Origin of the sequence: Hyphomicrobium sp. 99 (assembly GCF_000384335.2) — a bacterium.
Classification (GTDB): Bacteria; Pseudomonadota; Alphaproteobacteria; order Rhizobiales; family Hyphomicrobiaceae; genus Hyphomicrobium_B.
This window is the reverse complement of the sequence record NZ_KQ031382.1, coordinates 2,287,753-2,311,636: the sequence shown is the minus strand read 5'-3', so window position 1 is coordinate 2,311,636 and position 23,884 is coordinate 2,287,753. Positions and strand designations below refer to the sequence as shown.

The following is a 23,884-nucleotide window of genomic DNA, read 5'->3' as shown; positions in this document are numbered from 1 at the left end:
GGCGCCGGCCTCCTGGCGATGTTCGGAATGACAATCGCGGTGGGATCGGGCTCCTCCGTCGCGGCTGATATGTCGGCACGGGATGTCTCGGTTCTCGTCTTCCGCGCTGCGCCGGGCAGCCATCCATCCCTCAACAAACGGGATTTGACGCGGCTCGATCTTTCCGGCCTCGACTTCAAAGAGGCTGATCTCAGTCAATCCAACCTGTTCGGAGCCGACCTCTCCGGAGCCAACCTTTCCAAAACCAACCTGACAGGCGCGAACCTCGACCGCGTCACGCTCGTGGGTGCGAAACTCGATGGCGCCCGCCTCGACAACGCGAGCCTGATGCGCCCGTCGACGTTCTCCACCCTGGCACCGATGCCGGTCGAAGCGCCAAGCCTCAAGGCCGCGTCGCTCCGCGGCGCGCGATTTTTTGGAACCTTCGCGGGTTCGGATCTCACCGGAGCCGATCTCACCGATTCCCATTGTGCGCCGACCTACACGACGGGGTTCATCGAGCATATATGGCGAACCGATTTTACGAGCGCCAAGCTCGTGGGCGCGATCCTCACGCGCGCTGACATGGGGCGCGTCCAGTTGAGTTTTGCTCAGCTCAAAGGCGCGGTCATGCGTGACGTCATCCTGCGCGGGGCGGATCTCTCGGGCGCGGATTTGTCGGGTGCTGACTTGACGAACGCGGATTTGACGGGCGCCGACCTCACCGACGCGGACGTTCACGGCGCCGATCTCTCCGGCGCCAAGCTTCGCGATGCCAAGGGGCTGGACAGGCTCAAGGGTCTGGGGCTTGCTAAAAACTCCGCGAAGAGCGTCCGCTAAATCTCGGCGGTCTTCGGGGGAGCCGTTGCGTAAACTTGCGCCGCGCGTTCTTCGAATGCTTGCGTAAAACGTCTAAACGCCTGATCGAACATCGCGCCCATGAGAGCGCCGAGCAGTTTCGAGCGAAACTCGTAGTCGATGTAAAAATCCACCATCGATCCGGATGGATCGTCCAAGAACTTCCAGCGGTTTTCGAGGCGCTTGAAGGGGCCGTCGAGGTAGCTGACATCGATGCGCCGGTCGGGCGTATCGATGACGACGCGTGTCGTGAAGCTTTCGGCGATCGATTTGTAGCCGATGCTCATGCGCGCGGTCAGTTCCTCTCCGGCCGTGGTTTGCTGGCGTGACAGAACCGTCAGGCCGGTGCACAGCGGAAGGAACTCGGGATATTTCTCGATGTCGGCGACGAGCGCGAACATTTGCTCTGCCGAAAAGCGGACGTGTTGCTGAGTGGAGAAGGATGGCATGGCGCCGGTCTTATGGCACGGCTGGCAGCTCTGCGAAAAGCATATGCTTCAAGCGGCCGCACCGTGCGAGCGCACCCGATGGGGCCGCTCGGGGCTAAGCGATGAGACGCGCGAGCAGGACAACGATGATCGCGCCAATCGCGGCGGTGATCACTTCCGAGAGGAATGCGTTTCTGATCCCGAGATTGATGCCCAGCGCCCTGAACAGATAACCGCCGACAAACGCGCCGGTGAGGCCGGTGATCAGGTATCGGATCAGGCCATCACCCCCCACGACGAGAGAAGCGAGAAAGCCGGCGATAATTCCGATGATCGCAAAGACGATCAGTTCGCGCGTTTGGGCGTCCATATTTCGCTCCAAGGCATTCCACTACTGGACAGCAGCGTGAGGAACCGGCCACTGCCGCTTCTTCAAATGCGCCGCCTCAAACGTGGCAGCGAGCACCCAGATACTGGTTTAACAGGTCGTTGTACTTATCAACGTCGGCGCGCTGGGCAGGCGTGAGCTTGCCGCCGCCGCTTGCACGTTCGACCTGGGCGGGAACGCCCTTTGAATCCAGGCGATTGAGTTCGCCACGAATCGAACCGCACGACTCACCCGGAGGAAGAGGCTTCGCTCCCGGATCGCCATTGTTGTTTCCAGCAGCGCCGCCACATCCCTGCAGCGCCCCGGAGAAGGCGATTACAAGAGCAACAGCTAAACAACCCCGCATTATTCGTCCCACTCAGCTTGAATTTACGAAGAGGATTCCGAAACAAGGTTTCGTCTGACGTCGCAGAGATCACAGCCAGGGAGCCTTCGCAATCCCCCGTGGCCTTCCTGTGGCACTGCGGCAATAGCGATTTCAAAATGGCCGCACCTCGACGCGCCAAAGCAGCGCGCGAGGACATTCATCTCGTCAAAGCCCGGATAAGTTAGTTCGCGGCTGGGGTCGCTGCCGGAGCTTTTGCTGGCTGTTGGGCTGCGACCTGGCTCGGAATACCTGCGCCGCACTTCGTCTGGAACTCGCCATAGGCCTTATTGAGCTCGGCCTGCTTCTGCAAAGCCGTGCGCTTCACTGAAACAACCTTGCCGCCCTTGCCGTCGGCTACCTTCTCGAGCTTGTCGATCGTGCCGTCGGCCTTCAGGGTATTGATCTGGCTGGCGAGCGAAGCGCAGACAGGATCAGCTTTTGCGACTTGCTTTTCCGGCGTGACAACCGACGCGGTCGAAAGATCAAAACCAGAGTTCGCGCAGCCGCACGTCAGAGCCGTCGCCACGACGACAAAACCGATCTTGCCAATATGTACTTTTCTCATCGAAACCCCCAGGAGTTGCCACCCACAACTCGACGCGCACGGATCTCTGCTTAGCGATCAGACTGCGCAGGGCGCAAGGCGGCGACCCTCAGTCATCCCCGCCAAAGTTGCGGAAACGACGGGAAGAGCAGCGGAAGGTGTGGACAGCCGATGTCTGGCGTATTCGGGCAACAGAACCAACTGGCGTTGGTCTCACGTTGATCAACGGCACGCGTCGCGGCGGGTGCAGCGTTAGTGGGTCACGCGCTTGCGGGTTCTGCTGTAGGCGGCCAAATCGTTCTTCGGAAATGCTTCGTCGAAGCCTTTACGAACCGCCGCAATCAATCGCTGTTCGCCGGCTTCTCCATTCATCGACGCCGAACGCGCGACGTGTTGGCCGATCTGCGCGAGCAGTCTGCCCCATTCTTCCAATCGAGGGCCAAAGGCCTCGCCGTTGAGCGTTACGACGAGCGCGCCGTCGGCCACCCAGGCTCTGATAAGCTCGACGGCCTGTTCCGCTTCCGGCACTTCTTCCGGAATTTCGAGCTCAAGGAGGTCGTCCGCATCTTGCAGGTCTGACATGTTCAACGGACTCCTCGATGCACCAAACGCATCTATTGGACTAGCCAGTCTCAGCCTGTTGCTCAAGCGGCGATTAGCCCCTCGGGCGCGCGCTCATCGCGGCGAGCCGCCAAGCGCTTATAACAATAAACTACGGTGCTTATTGGGCGATAATGATTTTATCGTCGGTGCGCACGTAGCCGAGCATGTCGCGGGCTGTCTCTTCCACGATGTCGGCGTTCGGGATTTCGGGCGAAAGCAGCGCAACGTCGTGGCGGAGTTTCGTGCGGACGCTTTCGAGGCCTTTGACCTCGAAGTCGACTAACGCGGCCCGCTCGATGAGTTGCGCGCGGGCCTCGAGGCCATGCCGTCCGTAACGGATGTGGTAGGCGAAGTATGCCGTCAACGCGACACAGGCCAACGTCACCGCAAGCTGCTTAAGAAGCCGCCGCGCTCGGTTCGGGCTGTTTGTTGTGGGGCTCAAATACCGCACGCTTCGGTGCCTGTGAGAAAGGGCGACACGAGGATATACGAAGCGGCGCATTAAAAGCGGGTAAACCCTGGATCACATCAGAGCAAAGCCAGGTGGCGGCTTACTCGCGCCCAACGCAGACCGATTAGAAGCCGCAACGGCTCAAACGCGTGGGAAGCGCTGAAAACCTAGAAGCGATGCTTCACCGATCCGTGAATCATCAAGTCCTTCTGATCCTCCGAATTCGGATCTGAAGGGTCAGACACTTTGTTGTTGTCCTCGGCAGCGCCATAGAGGAGATCGAGGCCGAAATCCATCTTCGGCAATGTGCCTATTTTCCCGAGGCCGGGGATTCGGATTTCGGTTCCCTCGCTCTTGGGAGGACTCGAAGGATCCTGTTCCTGCGCCTTCGGAGCGTCGGGCACGGAGACGCCGCCGGGGATTGCCCCGCGCTGCTCTTCCATCGAGAACACATTGGTGCTCGCCGCAGCAGCGACCGCCGCCAGCATGCCAGTCACCAGTATCAATCGTCTCACGTCTACCCCGCCATGCCTCGAAAGCACGCACATATTTCAATGTTGCGCGGTAGATAGCAGAACTTCAATGGCGTTAGTCCTCCGTTAACTGGAGAATGACCGTTTCTTATCGTCGCTGTTGTACCGCAGCCATGTTGCCGGAACGCCACACATTTCGCCGCGTTCCCGGCTGCCGCGCAATTGCCCCATTTCGACCTCGCGGGACTCAACAAAAAGGGGCTGCCCGAAGGCAGCCCCAGTACTCTGACGCAGACGGGAGGTAAGCAATCAGAATCTCAGCATGGCGCCCATGATGACCATGTCGAAGGCGTCGAGCTTAGCGGTTTCGTTGGCTGCGTTTGTCACATCGCCGTCAGCATGGCGGTAGATCACGTAGAGATCCATCGCGGCGGGTTCGATGTTCTGAACAACGCCAGCGCCCACGAAGTTAAGGCTGCTGTCGTGCACGAACGACGTCGTGCCGATGTTGCCTGGGACAAACTTCTTGTCGAGGTTCGAGCCGCCGTCATCGTGACGGTATTCACCGAACACCGTGGTCTTGCCGAGCGGAAGCCACTTCTGCTCGATACCGCCCTGAATGAACCACATGGTGTCCGTGGGATCAGCGCCGGCAATTTTGGCTTCGGCATTGTCGTGGTTTTGTGCGAAACCACCGTAAACATACAAGCCCGTCGGGACGTGCATGATCGTGCCCGCTGCGCCGAACAGTTCGCAATCCTGGCCACCGAGAGTGACGCCGTTGTATACGTTGCCGGAGGTCGAGCACTTAGAAGTGCTTTCGTCGGAGTTCTTGCCGTAACCGACTTTGCCGAGCAGGTTGAAGTCTCCGATGGTGTTCTTGTAGGTCAACGCCACGGCCCAGAGGTCGTCTTCACCCCAAGAAGCCGTCGCTGTGAAGCCGGCGATCGTCGGCGAGTCGTAGCGAACGATATTGCGGCGGCCGTCCTGGCCGTCCGTGCCGTTGTCTACGCCGCGGAGGACGTCGCTCCACTTCAGGCTGTTGACCGAGTCGCCGCCGCTACGAAGGAAGAAACCGCTTTGTGCAACTGCGGCCGCCTGTGCGTCGGAGAAGTTACGCGTGTTGGCGCCATCAGCGTCGTCGAGCAAGTGATAGAGCGCGGTACCTTCGAGGCCGACGGTGACCTTGCCGTAGTCTTTGCTCTTCAGCCACCAGTTGCTCTTGCGAACGATGAGGGCGTTGTCCTGCGACGTCGCTGTTGTGCTCGGGCTGCTGGGACCGTTCTGGTTCCACTGGTTCGACGGATGGCCCTGAAGGCCGATTTCGAGCGTGTAACCTGCCGAGTAGCCGGGGGCGATCTGAGCTTCGCCGGTGAACTTAACGCGTGACTGCTCGAGCGAGTTCGTGCCGACATAGGCGTTACGCTCGCTGCCGTCGTCCCAGGCGAACACCGCCTCGTTGACCCAGCCCGAGACCGTCAGCGAAACCTTGCGGTTGCCCTTGCGGGCGGTCGTGGCTTCCAGCTCAGCGACGCGCTCTTCGAGATCTGCGCAGCAGTTGCCGCCCAAATCAGCCGCCGCAGCGGGTGTGAATCCAAGTGCCAACCCGAAGGCTGCCATCAACGCCAAACGGCTACTAGACGATTTGAATACCGACTTCATCGGTGCCCCTCTGTTTACAGACCCCAAACTTCACGGCGCGCAATCCCCTTCGCGCCGGGCGATTTTTCGCCTTGTGCCCCTGAGATATTTTTCCTCGTGAGCAACTTACGCGTCTGCTAACCACGCCAATTTAACAGATGCGTGACACTCCGACGGCAAACGCGTTGCTTCTCTGCAACGACTGCCCTTTGGTCCATTTCTGTGTTTCAATGACCACACTCGCAGGGGCTAACGCATGGCCGGACAAGACATTTTTGACATCGCTGTCGTAGGCGCGGGACCCGCCGGGCTGATTACAGGTTTGTCGTGCGCGGCCTCCGGGCTTCGGACAGCCGTCATCGGACCTCCCTCCGGTTCAACGGATGCACGCACATCCGCGCTCTTCGGCGGGTCGATCGATCTCTTGAAGGCCGTCGGCGTGTGGCCGGAATTAGTTGAGCAATCCGCGCCGATTTCCGGCATCCGCATTGTAGATGGGAGCGGCAGGTGGCTCGCCGCGCCGGAGGTGCTTTTCAGGGCGAGCGAGGTCGGGATCGCGGCGTTTGGCTACAATGTCCCGAATGCCGCCCTGACACGTGTGCTCGAGGGCATGAGCCGCGGCCGGTTGAGCCGGGTCATCTGCGAAGGTGTGAGGCGGTTCGAGCCGCGAGGTGATCATATCGCGCTGTCGGACGGGGCTGGCCACGAAATCCGGGCGCGGCTCGTCGTGGCCGCGGACGGGCGCAATTCTTCGGCGCGGCAGTTCGCCGGCATCGATGTTTCAACGTGGTCGTATCCGCAGTCTGCGATCGTGACGACCTTTGAGCACCAGCGCCCGCATCGTGGGATTTCGACTGAGTTGCATCGGCGCGCTGGGCCGTTGACGGTCGTTCCCGGAAAGGACGGCGTTTCGCATCTTGTCTGGGTTGATACTCCAGACGAAGCGGCGAGATTGCTCGCGCTGGACGATAAGGCTTTCGGCCAAGCGCTGAACTCCGAATTGAAGGGGCATTTGGGAACGCTTTCGGGCTTCTCGCCGCGGCAGTCTTTCCGGCTTTCGGGGCAAACGGCGCGCACGCTTGGGAAGAACAGGGTTGTGCTCGTCGGCGAGGCCGCCCACGTCATTCCGCCGATCGGCGCGCAGGGCCTTAATCTCAGCTTCCGTGATGCTGCGACCGTGGCCGAAGTTGCAGCTGGCGCGAAACACGATGGCTCCGATATTGGCGGCGACGCTACGCTCGCCCGTTATGAAAATGCGAGGCGAACAGACATTTCGACGCGCGTTTTTGCGGTCGATCTGTTGAACCGATCCCTTTTCACCAATCTGCCGGGCATCGGGCTTGTGCGCGGGCTTGGCCTATTTGCGCTGGCAACCAGCCCTGCCCTCAGAGTTCAGATCATGCGCGAGGGCTTCATGCCATCGGCCTCCACGCCCAAAATGATGGCTCCGAGCCGAACGGGGGAAACGGTTGGTCGCAGCTTGACGGGGGCCTCATCCGAGGGGCATGACCTCGGGAATTAATCGCCAAAATGAGGGTCGGGCACTGTCCACCGCAGAGATTTCACGACTGCGCGATTTGCAGTTCAGGATGGAATATTGGCTCCTCCGCGGCATTGCCGGGGTTGTGCGCTCGGTACCACTCGATGCTGCGACGCATTTCTCGGCCTGGTGCTGGCGACGATTGGCGCCCAAGATCAATCCGAAACGCCATAATCGAGCGCTCGATAACCTGAAGATCGCTTTCCCGGAGAAATCCGACAAGGAACGCGAAGCGATTGCGCTCGAACATTGGGAGAATCTCGGACGCGTCATGGCCGAGACGATGCGCATCGACCAGATCATCGCCGAGCCGTCGCGTCTCACCATAAAGAACCCTGAAGTCTTCAATCGCTATGCCAGCAAGCTCGGTCCGATTGTCGGCGCTTCGCTGCACATGGGGAACTGGGAGCTGGCCATCTGGCCGCTCACGATAGCAGGGGCCAATCCCGCCTGCGTCTACCGGTCGGTCAACAACCCCTACATCGACAAGTACATTCGCCATCAGCGGCGCGACCTCTATCCCGGCGGCCTTTTCGGCCGCGGAAGAGTCGAAGGCGATCATGGCGAGAGCCAGAAGACGGCGCGGGTCATTATGGATTATGTTCGCAACGGAGGCCGTCTTGGCGTCGTCTGCGATCTCTTCGACAAGACCGGCCTCCCCGTCCCGTTTTTCGGCAAAGACGCCCGGACGGTCAGCATTCCGGCGATGATTGCGCGCCGCGTCGGGGCGCGGATTTGGATGGCGCGTTGCCGCCGAATAGGCCGGGACAGCCGCTTCGAGATCGAATTGAAAGAACTTCGTGTACCGCGCACTGCCAACCAGGGCGAAGACGTCAAATGGGCGACGGCTGAGATGACCCGTCAATTCGAAGCCTGGGTGAGAGAATACCCAGAACAATGGATGTGGTCGAACCGTCGCTGGAGTTGAGGCCGAAGTCCCTGGTTGCGGGTCTCAATCGGAACCGCGGGCGAATGCGTGGCGTTTCATAGGGTTGAACCGCTACGGAGCGCCGGATGAGCGACGCCCTATCACCACTACGATTGTTTATCGTTTTCCTCGGGCTCCTGCTGCCCACATTGGCTCTCATTCCATTGGGAAGCCTCTGGCTTTGGCAGCATGGGTATTTGGTCTACTGGGCTTTGGCCACGTTGGCCTGCACCCTCTTTGCTTATCTTTTCGAGCGGCGCACGCTCGGGCCGCTGCCCAAAAAGCCAGAAAGCAAAGACGAGACACCGGCGGAGACGACCGTTTTGCGCGACGCCTCAGACGGCGATCGTTTGCGCAGCGACTCCAAAAAGGCCGTCGATACTTTCGCCGACGCTGCCAACGCGCGAACGATCTCGACGTGGAATGATTTGATGAATACGGGGCTCGAGACGGTCGAGTTGGTCGCCAAAATCTACCACCCGGATCGCAAGGACCCGATGCTACGCTTTACGGTTCCGGAGGCATTGACGCTGGTCGAGCAGGTCAGCGGCAGGCTTCGGCCGGTATTCGAAGGCACAATTCCGCTCGGCAACCGTCTGACGGTCGCGCAGTTCGCCCAGATCTACAGATGGCGTGGCATCTACGATGTGGCGGGACGGGCCTGGTCGGTGTGGCGCGTCGCGCGAATGTTCAACCCGGCCACGGCGGCCACATACGAGTTGCGCGAAAAGTTGTCGAACTCGCTCATCCAATGGGTCAAGGGCACGATCTCCGGGCGGCTGGTTCGCGCCTTCATTCGTGAAGTCGGGGCCGCCGCGATCGATCTCTATAGCGGGGAGCTTCGCAAGGCGGCGTCCGACAAGAAGGAAAAGAAATCCGCCACCCCGCAGGCGACGATCACTAAATCTTGAACCTTTTGGGCTGCGCGCCCACGGATAGCCCGGCGCCTCAGAACAAGTGGGGCCGCCGTCGGCTCGCATGGGAAACGCGGATGTCTCCCATGCGAGCCTTCGGCGGCCTCAATGTGTTCTCACGAGCGGAACGTTGACTGATCGTGCGTTCGTCGCAGGCGAGTGATTACGACTTCCAAAGAGCGCCGATGACGAAGCCGACAGCTGCAGCCATAGCCAACGTTGCGATCGGCTGATCTTTTACCGATCTATCGATCGCGCTCTTTACGTTGCCCGCGACTTCACCGACCTGCTGCCGGGCCTGACCGGCGATCTCCTGTGCGCGGTCGGAAGCCTCGTCAAACGTCTGTTTGGCTTTGCCTTTAATGTCGTCGACTGAAGTCGATGTCCCATACTGGGAAGCAGTTGATGAAGCCATTGTCAAAACTCCGTTCGTTGCAAGTTCATGGTGCAAACGCGGAGCGTCAGGCGTTGGTTGCACGCCCTTTCAGGTAAAGAAAATATCGGCGGAGCGCGCGCGCCGCCGATATTCAGCTTAGATTTTAGCGGCTCATCGCAGATCCGGCGGGACGGCTTCGGCGGCAAGCGCGGTTAACGCCTCGTCGAGGCCGAGCACGGTTTGGTCCTGCGAACCCAAGCGGCGCATCGAGACTTTCTTCTCCTCGGCTTCGCGCTTTCCGACGACGAGGATGACCGGCACCTTCGCGAGCGAGTGTTCGCGTACCTTGAGATTGATCTTCTCGTTGCGGAGATCGGTCTCGACCCGCAGACCCAGCGCCTTGGCCTTTTCGGCAACCTCCGCTGCGTAATCGTTCGCGTCCGACACGATGGGCGCAACGACGACCTGCAGCGGCGCGAGCCACAGCGGGAAGTGACCGGCGAAGTTCTCGATCAGAATTCCGGTGAAGCGTTCGAGCGAGCCGAAGATGGCGCGGTGGATCATCACCGGCGTCTTCTTCTCGGAATGATCATCGATATAGAACGCGCCTAGGCGGCCCGCGAGGTTGAAGTCGACCTGCGTCGTGCCGCACTGCCAATCGCGGCCGATAGCATCGCGCAGAACGTATTCGAGCTTGGGTCCGTAGAACGCGCCCTCGCCCGGCTGGATCTCGGTCTTGATCCGTCCATTCGAGCGCCGCTTCACCTCGTCGAGCACGTCCGACAGAGCCTTTTCGGCCTTGTCCCATAGCTCGTCCGAGCCGACGCGCTTCTCAGGGCGTAGCGACAGCTTGATGACGATGTCGTCGAAGCCGAAGTCCTTGTAGATGCCGAGCAGCAGATCATTGATCTTGAGGCATTCCTCCATGATCTGGTTTTCGGTGACGAAAATGTGCGCGTCGTCCTGCGTGAAATGACGCACACGGAGCATGCCGTGCAATGCGCCCGACGGCTCGTAGCGATGCACCTTGCCGAACTCGGCGATGCGATACGGCAAATCGCGATAGCTTTTCAGACCGTGCTTGTAGATCTGCACGTGGCCCGGGCAGTTCATCGGTTTGCAGCAGAACACGCGCTCGTCCGGAAGGACGGTCGTGAACATGTTCTCACCGTAGTTTTCCCAGTGACCGGAGAGCTCCCAGAAATGCTTCTCCATCATGTCGGGAGAGTTGACTTCCTGATAGCCCGCGCGGAGCTGCTGACGGCGCATGAAGGCGATCAGCGTCTGGAACAGGGTCCAACCCTTGGCGTGCCAGAAGACCGAGCCTGGCGCCTCTTCCTGGAAATGGAAAAGATCCATCTCGCGGCCGAGCTTTCGATGGTCGCGCTTCTCTGCTTCTTCCAGCTGGTGCAGATAGGCCTTGAGCTCGTCTTCGGTCGCGAATGCGGTACCGTAGATGCGCTGAAGCTGCGGCTTCGTTGAATCGCCGCGCCAATAGGCGCCCGCAAACTTCATCAGCTTGAAAGCTTTGCCGACCTGCCCGGTCGAGGTCATGTGCGGACCGCGGCAGAGATCGAGCCAATCGCCCTGCTTGTAGATCTTCAGGTCCTGACCTTCGGGGATGGCGTCGACGAGTTCGACCTTGAAGTACTCGCCCTTGTCCTTGAAGAATTTCTTCGCCTTGTCGCGCGACCACACTTCCTTCGTGAAAGGCGCGTTCTTGGCGATGATCTCGCCCATCCTCTTTTCGATTTTGGGGATGTCTTCAGGCTCGAACGGCTGCTGCTTGGCAAAGTCGTAGTAGAAGCCGTTGTCGATCACCGGGCCGATCGTCACCTGGGTGCCCGGCCAAAGCGATTGCACGGCTTCCGCAAGCACGTGCGCGGCATCGTGTCGGATCAGCTCGAGAGCTGCCGGGTCGGTCCGCGATACGAAATTAATCGAGGCATCGCTGGTGATGGGGTCGGCGATATCGGCCAAAGCGCCGTCGAGCTGCATGGCGACGGTGCGCTTGGCGAGGGACGGCGAGATCGACTTTGCGATTTCGAGGCCGGTGGTTCCCGAAGCGACCTGGCGCTGTTTGCCATCGGGGAACGTAATCGTGACTTCACTCATCGCGGCCTCCTTTGCTCACTCGCCGCACACGAACGCGGCGTAAGACGATTTCGAAAAGCGCTAATGGGATGTGCCGGTCGCTAAGTCAAGTCTCGACAATTCTGGGCAATCGAAGCACCGGCTTACCGCCAGCGGCCGTAGCGCCACGGCTGAAAGGTGTGCTTAACGGCGCGGATATCCGGCACCGGATCGACGCCATGCGTGCCCCCCGGACCGCAGCGGACGAAGCGGGACAAGGTCAGCCAGAAGCCTTTCCACGCGCCGTTCAGCTCGATCGCCTGGAGGGAATATTCAGAGCACGTGGGCCAATGCCGGCATTGCCCACCGGCCATGCCTTTGAAGGTGTAGCGGTAGACGTAGACGGGCGCCTTCAGCAGCCTTTTGGCGAGCACGGAAGTCATAGGGCCCACAGAAGCCCAGGTGTTCCCGTCGCGCAAGAGCTGAAGGCGGTGTCTCCGATTACGGCGCCGGGCTTGCTGGAGCGGCTGGGGGCGCTGGGGGCGTCACCGGAGCATTTGCCGCGCTCGCTTTCGCCGCGTCCAGGTCCTTCTGCAGCGCGCTCAATTGAGCCTTCAGACCATCGGCTTCGCCACGCAGCGTCGCAGCGGCGGCTTCGGCATCCGCCCGGGCCTTGTTGGCCGTTTCAAGCAGAGCATTGACCTTGCTCGTCTCTTCGCTGGCAGCCGACAACTTGGCCTTGGCCTCTTCGGCTGCGCTGGCGAGCTGGGCCTTCAGATCGGTGTTTTCCTTGGCCAAGGCATTCGCCTTGTTGTCGAGTTCAGACACTTTGGACATTGCCGTCGAAACGTCGGCCTTGCCTTCTTCGACCTGCCGCAAGGCGTCCGTTTCTGCAGCCTTCAGCCGATCAATCTCATCCTGCGAGGACTTCCTCACCTGGGCGGCATCGTCAACGGCCTTGCGAAGGGATGCGACTTCACCCTGCAAGGCTGAGAGTTCGCCCTCGGCGGACGTCTTGCCGTGCCAGCCATAGATGGCGAGTAAAGCCAGGATCCCGATCGCCGCCCATTTGAGTGCGCTGGTCGATGAGGTCGCACTATCCGCGCGTGCGCCGCTCTCGTTGTCCTGCGCTGACATTTGAAAACTCCGTTTTGCTCAAGGGCGCGGTTTTGCGGGTGCACTCGACGCCGCTTGCCGAACCTAAATTTTTCTATGACTCGTGACTGACATATCCGGCAGACGAACCGACTTCCACTCTCAAGTTTGCCGGACAAAACGGTCGGGAAAAAAAGGCAAGCGTGAGGCTGATGCTTGTTGGCGCGTCCTTTCGGTTAAGCTTCGGACATACAGCACGTCAGCCCGGTACACGTCGATTGGCTGGACGCATCGGCGACAGACTTAGCCGCAAAATAATGCGATCAAGGTTATCGCACGGCTTGCAGATCGGAGGCGGCCCGCACAGCGGCATCTTCAAGCGCCTTCTCAACCGCGTCGAAGACGAGAAGCGTCGACGCCTGACGCGCTTTGTAATTTCGGACCGGCTCAAGGACGGCGAGATCAGCCCAGCGCCCGGTGGGGGCGGCTCCTTCTTCCTTCAGCATGGCGCGCATCGTGCGGCCGACACTTCGCAACTCGTCGGGCGTCGAGCCGACAATTTCCCGCGCCATGACTGATGCCGCGGCCTGACCCAGAAGGCAGGCCTTGACCGACTGCCCGAAATCGCTGACCCGGCCATCCTGAAGTTTAAGATCGACCGTTATGGTCGATCCGCAAAGTTTCGAATGGCCAGTCGCCGTGCCGTCAGGATTGGCCAATCTATCTGTCCGGGAGATCGCTCCCGCGAGTTCAAGAATGCGCGTGTTGTAGATCTCATCGAGATTGGCCATAGCTCTCTTTGCGTCTTACCGTCATTTTGCGCCACGAGGGGCCCGTTAGAATTTGGCCTCTCGTCGAAATATATCAGCCACCATATATAGGGCCGGCATGCACCGAATGCGAGATCAGCCGGTGTTCCATACCCGGAGCGATAGCCCTCGAATGACACTTTGCAAACGCCGCAATTCGCCCTCCAGGGCCAGAGCTTCATCATGACGAGCACAAGCCAGACGACATCGCCGCTGGCCGAGGGCGAGACCGAAGAAACAACGCGCTCCTTCCGGCCCGTATTTGGTCCCGACGGCCTCATTCCCGCTATTGTCACCGATCGGGGCACGGGCGATGTGCTCATGTTCGCCTACATGAACGAGGAGGCCCTGAGTCAGACGATCGCCAGCGGGCTAGCGCATTTCTGGAGCCGGTCACGAGCCAAGCTTTGGAAAAAGGGCGACGAGAGCGGCAACCTGCTCAAGGTCATCGAACTGCGCACCGACTGCGACCAGGACGTCATTTGGGTGACTGCCGAGGTGCAGGGTGACGGCGTCGCCTGCCACACCGGCGCCCGGTCCTGTTTTTATCGCCGGGTTGTGCAGCCTACCGATGGCGGCGCTCCCGTTCTCGAGTTTGCTTCGCTGCCCGAGGCTAATGGGTCCGTCTGAACTCCGCCCGGCCTCCCGGCGCTTCCGCCAGTTGTTCTCGCCTTCCTTCACACCTTGATTACCTATTGGTAGCGCGACCTTAATGTCGCAGTGCTAGCATAAGGGTGCGGGCGCCGCTCGGCTGATAGCCGCGCTCCGCTGGCTAGGAGTGCCATCATGAATGGTCGGGCGGGCGTGAGGATTGGATTGGCGCTGGGCGGCGGAGCCGCCCGCGGATGGGCGCACATCGGCGTCCTCAGAGCTTTGGAACGCGCCGGGATCAAACCCGACATTATCGCCGGAACTTCGATCGGGGCCGTCGTCGGAGGTTGCTATGCCGCCGACCATCTCGACAACCTCGAGCGCTGGGCGCGCGAACTCACACCAAAACGGATCTTCGGCTATCTCGATCTGAACTTTGCCGGAACGGGCCTGATCAGCGGCCAACGCCTCTGCGAGCGGCTCGAGCAGCATCTGGGTGATCGCAACATCGAAGACCTCGGAACACGTTTCACCGCCGTCGCGACGGAAATCGGCACCGGTCATGAGCATTGGCTCTCGCGCGGCCGATTGGTCGATGCGGTCCGCGCGTCCTATGCGCTGCCGGGCGTTTTCAAACCCGTGAAAGTGCATGGCCGTTGGCTCTTCGACGGCGCGCTCGTCAACCCCATTCCCGTCTCCGTTTGCCGCGCTCTCGGGGCCCGATATGTCATCGCGGTCAATTTGAATTTCGATATCCTTGGGCGAGGAAGCGTCATCTCGACACCGGAAGCGCTGTTCGCGGAGGGTGAAGAGGCTTTGCACACGCAGGAAGAAGAGCCTCAGGGCAAGCGCGGCGTACGCGCACTCCTGCAACGTCAGATCCTGGGGAAAGGCGACGGCGCTCCGGGAATCTCAACGGTGATGGTCGACGCACTCAACATCGTGCAGGATCGCATCGCACGTTCGCGCCTTGCCGGTGATCCGCCGGATGCGATGATCTCGCCACGCCTTCAGGATGTCGGCCTCTTCGACTTCCATCGTGCGGAAGAAGCCATCGAGCGTGGAAGCCAAGCCGTCGAGCGTCAGCTCGACGATATGGTTCGGGAGATTGAAATTTGCGATCCGAGGCGCGCATCAAATCAGATCGATCGCGCGCGCCTTCGAGCAGCTCCTCCGGTGGACGCCGATCAGCCCGTCGCCAAGTAGCCTCGCATCGCACTCACTTCGAGTTCCACCTCGGCGGTGTGATGCTTGACGACGTCTCCAATCGAGATGATGCCGATAAGCGTGCCGTTCTCGACAACGGGAATATGCCGGAAGCGTCCCTTCGTCATCGTCTCCATGATCTCGTCGAGCGTGTGCTCGCGCGTGCAAGAGACGACGTCGCGGGTCATTCCATCTCGCGCGAGCATGGTGAGCGCAGCCGCGCCATGCTCTGCGATCAATCGAATAATATCGCGCTCCGAAATGATGCCGACAACGTTTTCGCTGTCGCCGAGAATGAGGATGGCGCCGATCTTGCGGCTTGAGAGCCGCAATGCAATTTCCTGAATTGTGTCTTCGGGACGCGCGGTCATGACACCACGGCCTTTCGACTTCAGTATTTGTCCAATGATCACTGGTTCAGCCTCCGTTCCGGGAACGTGGTGCCGAACTGAAGACCTGCAGGCGTCGCAAGCTTGCCTGGTCTTCTGCCGGCATTACGCTGCGTTTCTCACCCAAATATGCCCACTCTAACGGCGAGCTGTCGAAAGGCTGAGGCAATTTCAAGGGGAATGCAAGACTTCAATCCAATTCAGTTGGCGACGGCGGTTCATTTTGCGGTGCACGCTCAAATGCGCCGAGTGCGAATAAACCAAAAAGGTATCCGCCGACGTGCGCTTCCCAGGCGATATCACCTGCTTCGCCGAATTTACCGAACCCGATGAGCGCCAACAAATTGATCGCGAGAAACGCCGCTGACGCGAGCACTATTCGCCTGTCCTGCAGGGTCTCTTTCAACGTCATCATCGGAATTGCAGAGGGGCGCTCCCGAAGCAAATAGCCTTCGCCTCTATCGAGCGCAGCAAACAGAAATCGCATAACGCCGCCCATCATCGCGGAGATGGCGCCGGAAGCGCCGATGACCGGCGCGAGAAGTCCGGGATTGAAGACGAGAAACAGCAGTGCACCGCTTATTCCGCCGGCCATCGAAAATGCCAAAAAGCGAACGCCACCGATGCGCGCGCACAGGACAGTTCCGAACGCCAGCAACCATGCGGAGTTGAAAATGAGATGCGTGAGGTCGGCATGAACGAGCATGTGGGTCACGAGCGACGTCACCGACGACACATCGCCGCCAGGCAATTCGTTCGCCATTCCTGAATAGCGAGCTGGAATGAACGCGAGAGCGAGCAGCCACCAAGTGAAATCCTCGGGCCCGAGGAACCTCATGACGACATGGACCGCGACCAAGACCGCAAGCGTTGCGAGGACCGCGCCGGGGACGTTGAAGATAGGTTCTCGATTCACGGGATGCGTCCCACTTTGATGCGATGCGGCATCCTCGTGCCGGACGGCCGTTGTTAGCTGTTCAGTCGTCACCCCGCAACAGACGGTAAACGCTGTCCTCCGCGAGGAATCCTTCCGGCTGGCACGAAGGGTGCTCCCTACGGGCAAGTCGGGGCGCTCGTTCAAGTGTCGTGCGCCGAAATGGTACGGACGGCTTCAACCCGCGTCCGGCCAGATTGAAACGTTGCCGGATGCTGTTCGTATGAAAGAAGCCGTAAGTCAGTCGCTATTTAACTACTGGAACGATCTCAGAGGAGACCGGCCTGCGCCGAAGCGCTTCGAGATCGAGCCATCCGCCATTGCCCATCACTTGCCCGATACGTTCATTCTGGAGCGTGCTGATTACGCGACCTTGCCGTTCCGGCTGGCTGGGACGCGCATTTCGGAAGCATTCGGCATGGAACTCCGGGGCAAAAACCTGCTCGGGCTCTTCAACGAGAGAGATTCCGAAATATTGCAGAGGCAGATGTCGCTCATCACTTCCCAAGCCGCAGTGGGCGTATTCGAGATCTCGGCGCACGATGGGAAAGGCCACGCGACTGCGTTCGAAGTCACGATTTTGCCTTTGGTCCACACGCGCGATGTCGTCGAACGCTATCTCGGGTCGGTCGCGCCGATCGACAGACCGCAATGGCTCGGTCTTGTGCCGCTCCCGCATCGCTCGCTTGTCCGGCACAAGCTCATCTGGCCCAACGGCACGGCAGCAAGCGAAATCGAAGCTATCGACCGGCAGACGCCGTTCTATCCAACCGTTCGCGAAGCCAGAATTGTGAAATCGGCGCGTCGGCAATTCCGCGTTTATGAAGGCGGATTGAGCCGGGTCCACACCGAGCGCTAATCGCTAAACGAGACTTATCCTTACCCGGCATGTGACGATTATGATCCGCCGGTTAGAACTTCATTAAGGAGGTCGTCGGCATAGTCGTCCTGGGCAGCGTTCGTATGTTGACAACGCGGAAGCCCAGGAAACCCACCCCGTTTGTTTCAAGGGTAGGCTATGGCCGTGCATTCGAGCATCCTCCGTGAAGTGCTGCATCAAACCGATGCGCTGAAGGCCGGCGACCTGCGTAAGCATCGCCGCTTGCCGCTGTCGCTTGCGGGACGGTTCATGCGGGCGGACCGCAGCGAATACACGTGCGAGCTAAGAAATATTTCGGTTGGTGGCGCTGCGATCATAACTCCCCACGTCCCCGAAGTCGGCGAGCGCGTCGTTGTCTATTTGGAACACATCGGTGGCCTTGAAGGCACGGTTGCGCGGGCCACGCCGGATGGATTTGCATTTTCTTTTAAAGTCACTGAGCACAAACGCGAAAAGCTCGCGGCTCAGATCATGTGGCTCATCAACAAAGACGAGTTTCCCGATGAGGTGGGCAGGCTTCATGAGCGTGTCGGAACTCGCGGACGACGCACGACGTTAAGGCTCGAAGAAGGCGTCATTATTGACGTTGAACTGCTCGATGTTTCGGCATCTGGCGCTTCAATTGGCACTCCTGCACGACCGCCAATCGGAAGCCTCGTGATCGCCGGAAAGACGCGAGCAATTGTTCGGCGTCACCACGGACACGGCATTGGTTTGCAATTTCTTTCGCTGCTTACGCCTGAGGCGTTGCGCGAAAGGTTTCCTTAAACGTTACGCGTTGGTTGTGTGATGCCTCAAATCGCTCGCCGAGTTGCCAAAATCATAAAGTTCAATTTGGATGTAACTTTGATGCGAATGCCACGGCGGGCATTCATGCTAAAAGCAGCTGTTTCGCGTACTGTATCGTACCGTGTTCGAGGGCGTTTCATGAAGTACGGTAGCGTAGCCATTTCTTTGGCAGTGGGTTTGTTTGCGGCAGCGATGCCGGCGGCGGCGCAGCAGGTAGCGGTGATCAGTCCCGCGACGCGCGCTCCCGAATTCATGCGGGTGTACGGAAGTTCTCAGCCGCCTTACGGCTTTGTGGCCTTCTGCGAGCGCATGCCCCAGGAGTGCATCGTCACCTCACAGGATGACGCGCGCTATAAGGCGACGCCGCAAGCGTTGAGCGAGCTCGACGAAGTCAATCGCAACGTCAATCACGAGATTGAGCCTGCGACCGACATGGAAGTGTACGGCGTCGTCGAATATTGGACGCTGCCAAGGACACGCGGCGATTGCGAGGATTACCAGCTTCTGAAGCGTCATCGCCTCATCGCGCGGGGATGGCCCTCTTCTTCGCTTTTGATGACCGTTGTTCGTGATGAAAAGAACGAAGGGCATGCTGTACTTACGGCGCGTACGACGCAAGGCGATTATATCCTCGACAACAAGGTCGATGTCGTTCGGCTCTGGAACCAGACGCCCTATCACTACGTGATGCGGCAATCGTACATGGATCCGAAGGTTTGGGTTTCGCTGGATCCGAACGATGCGTCGACACCTGCTGCGCTGTCGGGCGTTCAGTCGGTCAATCCGGGCATCCTGGAGACGACTCCCGATCTTCGCTGAGACGCCATCGCTTTTTAAAAAGGACTTTGCAGGCCGGATACCTCTGCCGATCCCCCAATCAATCCGGACCTGTTCGCGGGCCGCGCGTTTCCCCAGACGCCGGCCCGCTTTTTTATGCGCGTGCCTGCGATACTCGAGGTTTTAGAGGAAGGGCTCAGGATTGCGTGAGGCCGGTAGCGTAGCGCTTCCAGTTGTCGACGTAGCGCTTCGCGGCGCCGCCAAAGCGTTTCACTTCGTCGTCGCTCAACTGACGGACGACCTTGCCCGGTGATCCCAAAACCATCGAACGCGGTGGGATGATTTTTCCCTCGGGTATCAACGTGCCGGCGCCGATAACGCATTCCTCGCCGATCTGCGCGCCGTTCATAATAATGCTGCCGATGCCGATGAGGCTGCCCCGGCCGATGGTGCAGCCGTGGAGCATCACCATGTGGCCGATCGTGCAGTCCTCAGCGATCACAAGAGGAAAGCCCGGATCGGTGTGCAAAACGCAGCCGTCCTGGACGTTGGATCGGGCGCCGACGGTGATCAATTCGTTGTCGCCGCGGAGGACCGCGCCGAACCAAACGCTTGCGTCTTCCTCGAGCTTCACTTTGCCCAGAACGACAGCGTTCGGCGCGACCCAGAAAAGGCCGTTCGCGGGCCTGTCCACCCCTACGCCATTCAAGTTGTAGAGTGACATGCCGATTGCGCTCAGACGCCTTCCAGATCCATGTCGAGGATCGCCATCTGGAATTGATAGGACGTCTCGCCGTCTTCGACTTCACGATAGAGCGTCGCTACGAACTCGCCATTGATGAAGACTTCGGCCATGTCGTCTTTCTTCGGCTGAGCTTTGACCTCAAGGCTCGAAGCGCCGAGGGTTTTACGCAGGTAGGACTGCAGACGCGCGAGTTCTTCTTTCTTCAATTTCTCTCTCCTAGACGAATTTCAGAGGCCGCCGAAATCATCAACCCAACCCTGATCCATGGAACGGGCGGGTTCGGCGCAACCTGCGCTACCGACGATTTTCGCAGGCACTCCGGCGACGGTTACGTTGGGGGGCACTTCGGCGAGAACCACCGAGCCGGCGGCCACCCGCGAGCAATGCCCGATCTTGATATTTCCGAGTATCTTGGCCCCCGCACCGACCAGCACGTTATCGCCGATCTTCGGATGACGGTCACCCATCTCTTTGCCGCTGCCGCCAAGTGTCACCGCGTGCAGGAACGAGCAGTTGTCACCGACGACGGCCGTCTCGCCCACGACGAAGCCTGTCGCGTGGTCGAGCATGATGCCTCTGCCGAACACTGCCGCCGGATGAATGTCGACTGCGAAGATGCGCGACGACTGGCTTTGCAGGTACAGCGCGAAATCGTAGCGGCGGCTCTTCCAAAGCGCGTGCGCGAAACGATAGGTCACGAGGGCGTGGAAGCCCTTGTAGTAGAGCAGCGGGTCGAGATAACGGGTGCAGGCCGGATCACGGTCGTACACCGCCTGGAGATCGGCGCGGAAGATCGCGCCCAGGCCCGGCTGCTCCGCCAGAACGCTCTGGAATGTCTGCGAGATCAGACCGGCGTCGACGTCGGTGTGATTCAAGCGCTGAGCGAGCCGATGGCAGACGGCATCTTCCAGCATCTGATGGCTGAGGATGGTTGCAAAAATGAAGCTGCCGAGCGCCGGCTCGGTCTTCATCGCGGCATCCGCTTCGGAGCGAATCTGTTCCCAGATCGGATCGACGATTTGGACCTTCGACTTCGATGTGGCTGTCTTCGTGTTTGACACGTTTTGCCTCTAACGCGGGAGTGAGGTCGTTGCCAGGCCCGCACGAGCGGACCGGTCCAAATTAGCAACAGCCGATTAACCCCGGTCTAAACCCCGGTCAATCGACGGCGCATATTAACTTATACACTTTCCGGGCTCCGCGTGCATCTGCCGCCCTGTCCCCGGTTCGCGGGCCGTTTTATTGCGGCTTGATGGACGCCCGGATAGAAGGAATTGGGATCAATGGCTCAAGCTGCGGAAGTCGCCAGCCCGTCGCTCAAATATCAAAAGGACGGAGCCATCGGCTGGATTACGGCCGATAACCCCGCACGGATGAACGCGCTCACGGCGTCCATGTGGGGGGCAATTCCCGAGGCGATAGCGAAAGCCGTGGCCGACCCCGATGTCAGGGTCGTCATTTTCCGGGGTGCGGGTGACAAGGCGTTTTCGGCCGGCGCCGATATTTCCGAGTTCGAAAATTCCCGAACTGGCGATGCCGCCAAGACCTACGACGCGTTGAACGACGCCGCCTTCAACGCCCTCATGGGCTGCCCGAAACCGACGATCGCCATGATTCACGGTTTTTGTCTCGGTGGTGGTCTTGGGCTGGCTTTGTGTTGCGACATGCGGATCGCGGACGATGCGAGCCAGTTCGCCATTCCGGCCGCCAAGCTTGGAATTGGCTACAACGCCCGCTGGATAAGGCCAATACTTACCGCGGTTCCCGCCGCTCGCGCCAAGGAACTGCTATTCACCGGACGCCGTTTCCGGTCTGCCGACGCGGAAGCCATGGGTCTTGTCTCCCAACTCGTGCCGACGGCCGAACTCGAGGCGACCGTCCGGACCCTTGCGCTGGAGATTGCCGCGAACGCGCCGCTCTCGGTGGCGGCTGCGAAGCAGGTGATCGACGAGATTTCCCGTCACCCGGAGAATCCGGACATGGCCCGTCTGGACGCCGTCGTCACGGCATGTTTCGAAAGCGAAGACTATGCCGAAGGCCGCCGTGCATTTCTCGAAAAGCGCAAACCAGCATTCAAAGGCAGATAACGTGACCCAGCGGATCGAGTGGTTTCGGATTATCGGCAACATGGCGTTTGCGTGCCTGGGCGCGACCGCTGCATCTGCCGGTGACAGTGGATTGCTCAACGCGTGCTTTTCTCAGAGCGCCCTTGCCGCCCGGCCGGGAGAAGAAGTTGCCGCGAAGGGCAATCACACCTTCGATGCCGCGATCAAGCTGAACGGCTTTACGTCAGCGTCGCCCGTTCCGAACGAGCTACGCGGCGCGATCCGCCGCGTTACTCTTCCTGCCGGCGAGAAGGCGATCGCGCTGACTTTCGATCTTTGCGAGCAGCGCGGAGAGATCGCCGGTTATGACGGCCGGATCTTCGATTACTTGCGCCAGCAGGGCGTCAAAGCGACCTTCTTTGCAGGGGGCAAGTGGATTGTTTCTCACGGATCGCGCACCGAACAGCTGATGGCAGATCCGCTGTTCGAAATCGGCAATCATACGGAAACACACGCAAACTTACGCCTTCTGCAGCCGGCTGCCGTAACGCAGCAGGTGCTTGCTCCGCAGAAGGCGTATGGAGACGCGCGCACCCGCTTCGCATCTCAACAGTGCGTTGCCTCATCGCAGAACGCGATGAGCAGCATTCCCGAGCAACCGAAACTTTTCCGGTTTCCCTATGGGGCCTGCAACGACGCTTCGATGAAGGCCGTCAACGATGCAGGCATGCTCGCAATCCAATGGGATGTCGCGACGGGCGATCCCGATCCGCACGTTTCAGCGGAGCGCATAGCGCAGGCCATGGTGAATGAAGCAAAGCCCGGTTCGATCATCGTCAATCACGCGAACGGGCGCGGCTGGCACACCGCCGAAGCGCTTACGATCGCCATTCCGAAACTAAAAGCGAAGGGCTACAAGTTCGTGACCGTCAGCGAGCTGATGACGATGGGCAAGCCAGTGATCACGTCCGAATGTTATGATCGCAAACCCGGCGACACCAATCGCTATGATTTCCTCGGCGCGCTTCAGCATTCTCTGAGCGCTCCCGCCAAAAGCAGCGCGAATATCGCTCTTGCGCCGTCCTCCAAATCGAAGACGGCGAAGAAAGCTCCGCAAAAGCCCGTTGCGACCGATCACTGAAATGGCCGAGGACACCTTGCCGGTTTCGGTTCCTGGTTCAACGGTGACGTTTCAACCGATGACGGTCGAGGCGGCGCAAAGCCTCGGAGGTGCACTCGCGCGGCTCGATCCCTGGGCGCATTACGCCTATACGGGCGCAACGCTCGCTGCGTTTCTGGCGAGGGAGGAACCCGGCGCGCAGCGGTTTCAGATCATCGCGGATGATGCGCTCGCGGGTGCAATTGTTATCCGGAGCAATTGGCTCCGGGGACCGTATCTGCAGTTTTTAGGAGTGCTCCCGGCATTTCATCGCCGGGGTTTTGGGCGCTCGGCTCTTTGCTGGTTCGAGAATACAGCTCGAGCGGATGGCGCCCGAAATCTTTGGGTCGCCGCATCTGAATTCAATGTTGGCGCGCAAACTTTCTATGAGCGGCACGGCTTTGTTCGTCTCGCGTCGGTCGATGGCCTGATTGCCGAGGGAACAGCGGAAGTCCTTTTTCGAAAGCGGATCGCGACCGACTAGCGAACCGGTTGCATGCGTCTTAGCCAGTGTTGCTGATGCCGGCATGAGTCGCAAAACTTTCATGCCGCCGGATTTCGGCGGACGGCGTCCTCTCGCGGCGAATGCAAGCGAAATATTTTTGGATCATTATTGTGCGGCGCATCTGCGTTATTTTCCCGGCCGAAGCCAATCGGACGGCGGCTGCACTCAGATTCAACTAATTGAGGTTTTGCGGGACTTTTCGACTACTGCCGGTCAATCGGCGGGGCGAGCCGCACCCATTGCGAGGGGTTTCTAACCATTAACAATGGCTTAGATCACCGTCTCATGATGGCTTGGGATCGACGTCTGCTTCTGCGACGCAAAATGCTTTTCGCTTGTCACCCCCATGCGCCGTTGCATAGCTTTCGCGCCAAGCTTCGAAGAGAGCGAGACGAAT

General features: G+C 59.8%; 29 protein-coding genes. 12 read left to right on the top strand and 17 right to left on the bottom strand.

The window, feature by feature from the left end; all coding sequences use genetic code 11:
- Nucleotides 1-27 precede the first annotated feature (27 nt).
- Nucleotides 28-819, top strand: a complete 792-nt coding sequence (locus G359_RS11130; protein WP_245279991.1) for a pentapeptide repeat-containing protein — start codon at nt 28-30, stop codon at nt 817-819.
- Here G359_RS11130 and G359_RS11125 read toward each other — a convergent pair.
- The 7 genes from G359_RS11125 to G359_RS11090 all read right to left on the bottom strand — a co-directional run bounded on the left by G359_RS11125 (nt 816) and on the right by G359_RS11090 (nt 5,753).
- Entirely contained in the window at nt 816-1,286 is a 471-nt protein-coding gene (locus G359_RS11125) for a type II toxin-antitoxin system RatA family toxin (RefSeq protein WP_045836191.1), read from the bottom strand. The genes G359_RS11130 and G359_RS11125 overlap by 4 nt on opposite strands.
- A gap of 94 nt (nt 1,287-1,380) precedes the next feature.
- Nucleotides 1,381-1,635 (bottom strand): GlsB/YeaQ/YmgE family stress response membrane protein, encoded by a 255-nt coding sequence (locus tag G359_RS11120; RefSeq protein WP_045836190.1) that lies wholly within the window; start codon nt 1,633-1,635, stop codon nt 1,381-1,383.
- A gap of 566 nt (nt 1,636-2,201) precedes the next feature.
- Nucleotides 2,202-2,585: a hypothetical protein gene (locus G359_RS11110; protein ID WP_045836188.1), complete on the bottom strand. Its 384-nt coding sequence runs from the start codon at nt 2,583-2,585 to the stop codon at nt 2,202-2,204.
- A 231-nt stretch (nt 2,586-2,816) separates the two neighbouring features.
- The gene (locus G359_RS11105) at nt 2,817-3,146 is read right to left on the bottom strand and encodes a DUF5076 domain-containing protein (protein WP_045836187.1); all 330 of its coding nucleotides are present in this window, start codon (nt 3,144-3,146) and stop codon (nt 2,817-2,819) included.
- A 139-nt stretch (nt 3,147-3,285) separates the two neighbouring features.
- Nucleotides 3,286-3,609, bottom strand: a complete 324-nt coding sequence (locus tag G359_RS11100; RefSeq protein ID WP_045836186.1) for an FtsB family cell division protein — start codon at nt 3,607-3,609, stop codon at nt 3,286-3,288.
- A gap of 176 nt (nt 3,610-3,785) precedes the next feature.
- A complete protein-coding gene (locus G359_RS11095) occupies nt 3,786-4,133 on the bottom strand; it encodes a hypothetical protein (RefSeq protein WP_245279990.1) in 348 nt (115 codons plus the stop codon).
- Nucleotides 4,134-4,400: 267 nt separating this feature from the next.
- Nucleotides 4,401-5,753 (bottom strand): porin, encoded by a 1,353-nt coding sequence (locus G359_RS11090; protein WP_045836184.1) that lies wholly within the window; start codon nt 5,751-5,753, stop codon nt 4,401-4,403.
- 235 nt (nt 5,754-5,988) lie between these two features.
- On the opposite strand from G359_RS11090, the gene G359_RS11085 reads away from it, so the two are divergent.
- The 3 genes from G359_RS11085 to G359_RS11075 all read left to right on the top strand — a co-directional run bounded on the left by G359_RS11085 (nt 5,989) and on the right by G359_RS11075 (nt 9,111).
- Nucleotides 5,989-7,254 carry an FAD-dependent monooxygenase gene (locus tag G359_RS11085; RefSeq protein WP_045836183.1) on the top strand — a complete coding sequence of 422 codons (1,266 nt, stop codon included), beginning with the start codon at nt 5,989-5,991 and terminating at the stop codon, nt 7,252-7,254.
- A gap of 67 nt (nt 7,255-7,321) precedes the next feature.
- Complete coding sequence (locus G359_RS11080) at nt 7,322-8,200, top strand: lysophospholipid acyltransferase family protein (RefSeq protein WP_045836182.1); 879 nt, start codon at nt 7,322-7,324, stop codon at nt 8,198-8,200.
- Between the two features lie 86 nt (nt 8,201-8,286).
- Nucleotides 8,287-9,111 carry a hypothetical protein gene (locus G359_RS11075; RefSeq protein ID WP_045836181.1) on the top strand — a complete coding sequence of 275 codons (825 nt, stop codon included), beginning with the start codon at nt 8,287-8,289 and terminating at the stop codon, nt 9,109-9,111.
- 166 nt (nt 9,112-9,277) lie between these two features.
- On the opposite strand, the gene G359_RS11070 is transcribed toward G359_RS11075, so the two are convergent.
- The 5 genes from G359_RS11070 to G359_RS11050 form a co-directional block, all read right to left on the bottom strand.
- On the bottom strand, nt 9,278-9,529 hold the full coding sequence (locus G359_RS11070; protein ID WP_045836180.1) for a DUF883 family protein: 252 nt from the start codon (nt 9,527-9,529) through the stop codon (nt 9,278-9,280).
- A gap of 132 nt (nt 9,530-9,661) precedes the next feature.
- Complete coding sequence (gene thrS / locus G359_RS11065) at nt 9,662-11,605, bottom strand: threonine--tRNA ligase (RefSeq protein ID WP_045836179.1); 1,944 nt, start codon at nt 11,603-11,605, stop codon at nt 9,662-9,664.
- Between the two features lie 122 nt (nt 11,606-11,727).
- Nucleotides 11,728-12,006, bottom strand: a complete 279-nt coding sequence (gene yidD / locus G359_RS11060) for a membrane protein insertion efficiency factor YidD (protein ID WP_045836178.1) — start codon at nt 12,004-12,006, stop codon at nt 11,728-11,730.
- A gap of 58 nt (nt 12,007-12,064) precedes the next feature.
- On the bottom strand, nt 12,065-12,700 hold the full coding sequence (locus tag G359_RS11055) for a hypothetical protein (RefSeq protein WP_045836177.1): 636 nt from the start codon (nt 12,698-12,700) through the stop codon (nt 12,065-12,067).
- A 287-nt stretch (nt 12,701-12,987) separates the two neighbouring features.
- The gene (locus G359_RS11050) at nt 12,988-13,449 is read right to left on the bottom strand and encodes an iron-sulfur cluster assembly scaffold protein (RefSeq protein ID WP_045836176.1); all 462 of its coding nucleotides are present in this window, start codon (nt 13,447-13,449) and stop codon (nt 12,988-12,990) included.
- 201 nt (nt 13,450-13,650) lie between these two features.
- Here G359_RS11050 and hisI point away from each other — a divergent pair, with 201 nt between their 5' ends.
- Entirely contained in the window at nt 13,651-14,097 is a 447-nt protein-coding gene (gene hisI, locus G359_RS11045) for a phosphoribosyl-AMP cyclohydrolase (RefSeq protein ID WP_045837904.1), read from the top strand.
- Between the two features lie 156 nt (nt 14,098-14,253).
- Nucleotides 14,254-15,264 (top strand): patatin-like phospholipase RssA, encoded by a 1,011-nt coding sequence (gene rssA / locus G359_RS11040; protein WP_045836175.1) that lies wholly within the window; start codon nt 14,254-14,256, stop codon nt 15,262-15,264.
- Here the strand turns inward: rssA and G359_RS11035 are convergent.
- Together G359_RS11035 and G359_RS11030 are read right to left on the bottom strand one after the other, a co-directional pair.
- Nucleotides 15,246-15,677: a CBS domain-containing protein gene (locus G359_RS11035; RefSeq protein WP_045836174.1), complete on the bottom strand. Its 432-nt coding sequence runs from the start codon at nt 15,675-15,677 to the stop codon at nt 15,246-15,248. The two genes, rssA and G359_RS11035, sit on opposite strands and share 19 nt — an antisense overlap.
- 166 nt (nt 15,678-15,843) lie before the next feature.
- Nucleotides 15,844-16,569, bottom strand: a complete 726-nt coding sequence (locus G359_RS11030; protein WP_045837903.1) for a rhomboid family intramembrane serine protease — start codon at nt 16,567-16,569, stop codon at nt 15,844-15,846.
- A 241-nt stretch (nt 16,570-16,810) separates the two neighbouring features.
- Between G359_RS11030 and G359_RS11025 the strand changes: the two genes are divergently transcribed.
- The 3 genes from G359_RS11025 (at nt 16,811) to G359_RS11015 (ending at nt 19,075) form a co-directional block, all read left to right on the top strand.
- Entirely contained in the window at nt 16,811-17,446 is a 636-nt protein-coding gene (locus G359_RS11025) for a PAS domain-containing protein (protein ID WP_045836173.1), read from the top strand.
- 159 nt (nt 17,447-17,605) lie between these two features.
- Nucleotides 17,606-18,235 (top strand): PilZ domain-containing protein, encoded by a 630-nt coding sequence (locus tag G359_RS11020; RefSeq protein WP_045836172.1) that lies wholly within the window; start codon nt 17,606-17,608, stop codon nt 18,233-18,235.
- Between the two features lie 159 nt (nt 18,236-18,394).
- The gene (locus G359_RS11015) at nt 18,395-19,075 is read left to right on the top strand and encodes a transglutaminase-like cysteine peptidase (protein WP_045836171.1); all 681 of its coding nucleotides are present in this window, start codon (nt 18,395-18,397) and stop codon (nt 19,073-19,075) included.
- A gap of 154 nt (nt 19,076-19,229) precedes the next feature.
- Here the strand turns inward: G359_RS11015 and G359_RS11010 are convergent, their stop codons facing one another.
- The 3 genes from G359_RS11010 to cysE are packed head-to-tail and all read right to left on the bottom strand — an operon-like array spanning nt 19,230 to nt 20,839.
- Nucleotides 19,230-19,757, bottom strand: coding sequence for a gamma carbonic anhydrase family protein (locus G359_RS11010; protein ID WP_045836170.1), 528 nt, complete (start codon nt 19,755-19,757; stop codon nt 19,230-19,232).
- A gap of 11 nt (nt 19,758-19,768) precedes the next feature.
- The gene (locus G359_RS11005; protein ID WP_045836169.1) at nt 19,769-19,984 is read right to left on the bottom strand and encodes a DUF3126 family protein; all 216 of its coding nucleotides are present in this window, start codon (nt 19,982-19,984) and stop codon (nt 19,769-19,771) included.
- A gap of 21 nt (nt 19,985-20,005) precedes the next feature.
- Nucleotides 20,006-20,839, bottom strand: a complete 834-nt coding sequence (gene cysE, locus G359_RS11000) for a serine O-acetyltransferase (RefSeq protein WP_045836168.1) — start codon at nt 20,837-20,839, stop codon at nt 20,006-20,008.
- Between the two features lie 222 nt (nt 20,840-21,061).
- Here cysE and G359_RS10995 point away from each other — a divergent pair, with 222 nt between their 5' ends.
- The 3 genes from G359_RS10995 to G359_RS10985 are packed head-to-tail and all read left to right on the top strand — an operon-like array spanning nt 21,062 to nt 23,466.
- Nucleotides 21,062-21,865 (top strand): enoyl-CoA hydratase, encoded by an 804-nt coding sequence (locus tag G359_RS10995; protein ID WP_045836167.1) that lies wholly within the window; start codon nt 21,062-21,064, stop codon nt 21,863-21,865.
- A 1-nt stretch (nt 21,866) separates the two neighbouring features.
- Entirely contained in the window at nt 21,867-22,964 is a 1,098-nt protein-coding gene (locus tag G359_RS10990; RefSeq protein ID WP_245279989.1) for a polysaccharide deacetylase family protein, read from the top strand.
- 1 nt (nt 22,965) lies between these two features.
- Nucleotides 22,966-23,466: a GNAT family N-acetyltransferase gene (locus G359_RS10985; protein WP_045836166.1), complete on the top strand. Its 501-nt coding sequence runs from the start codon at nt 22,966-22,968 to the stop codon at nt 23,464-23,466.
- Nucleotides 23,467-23,884 lie beyond the last annotated feature (418 nt).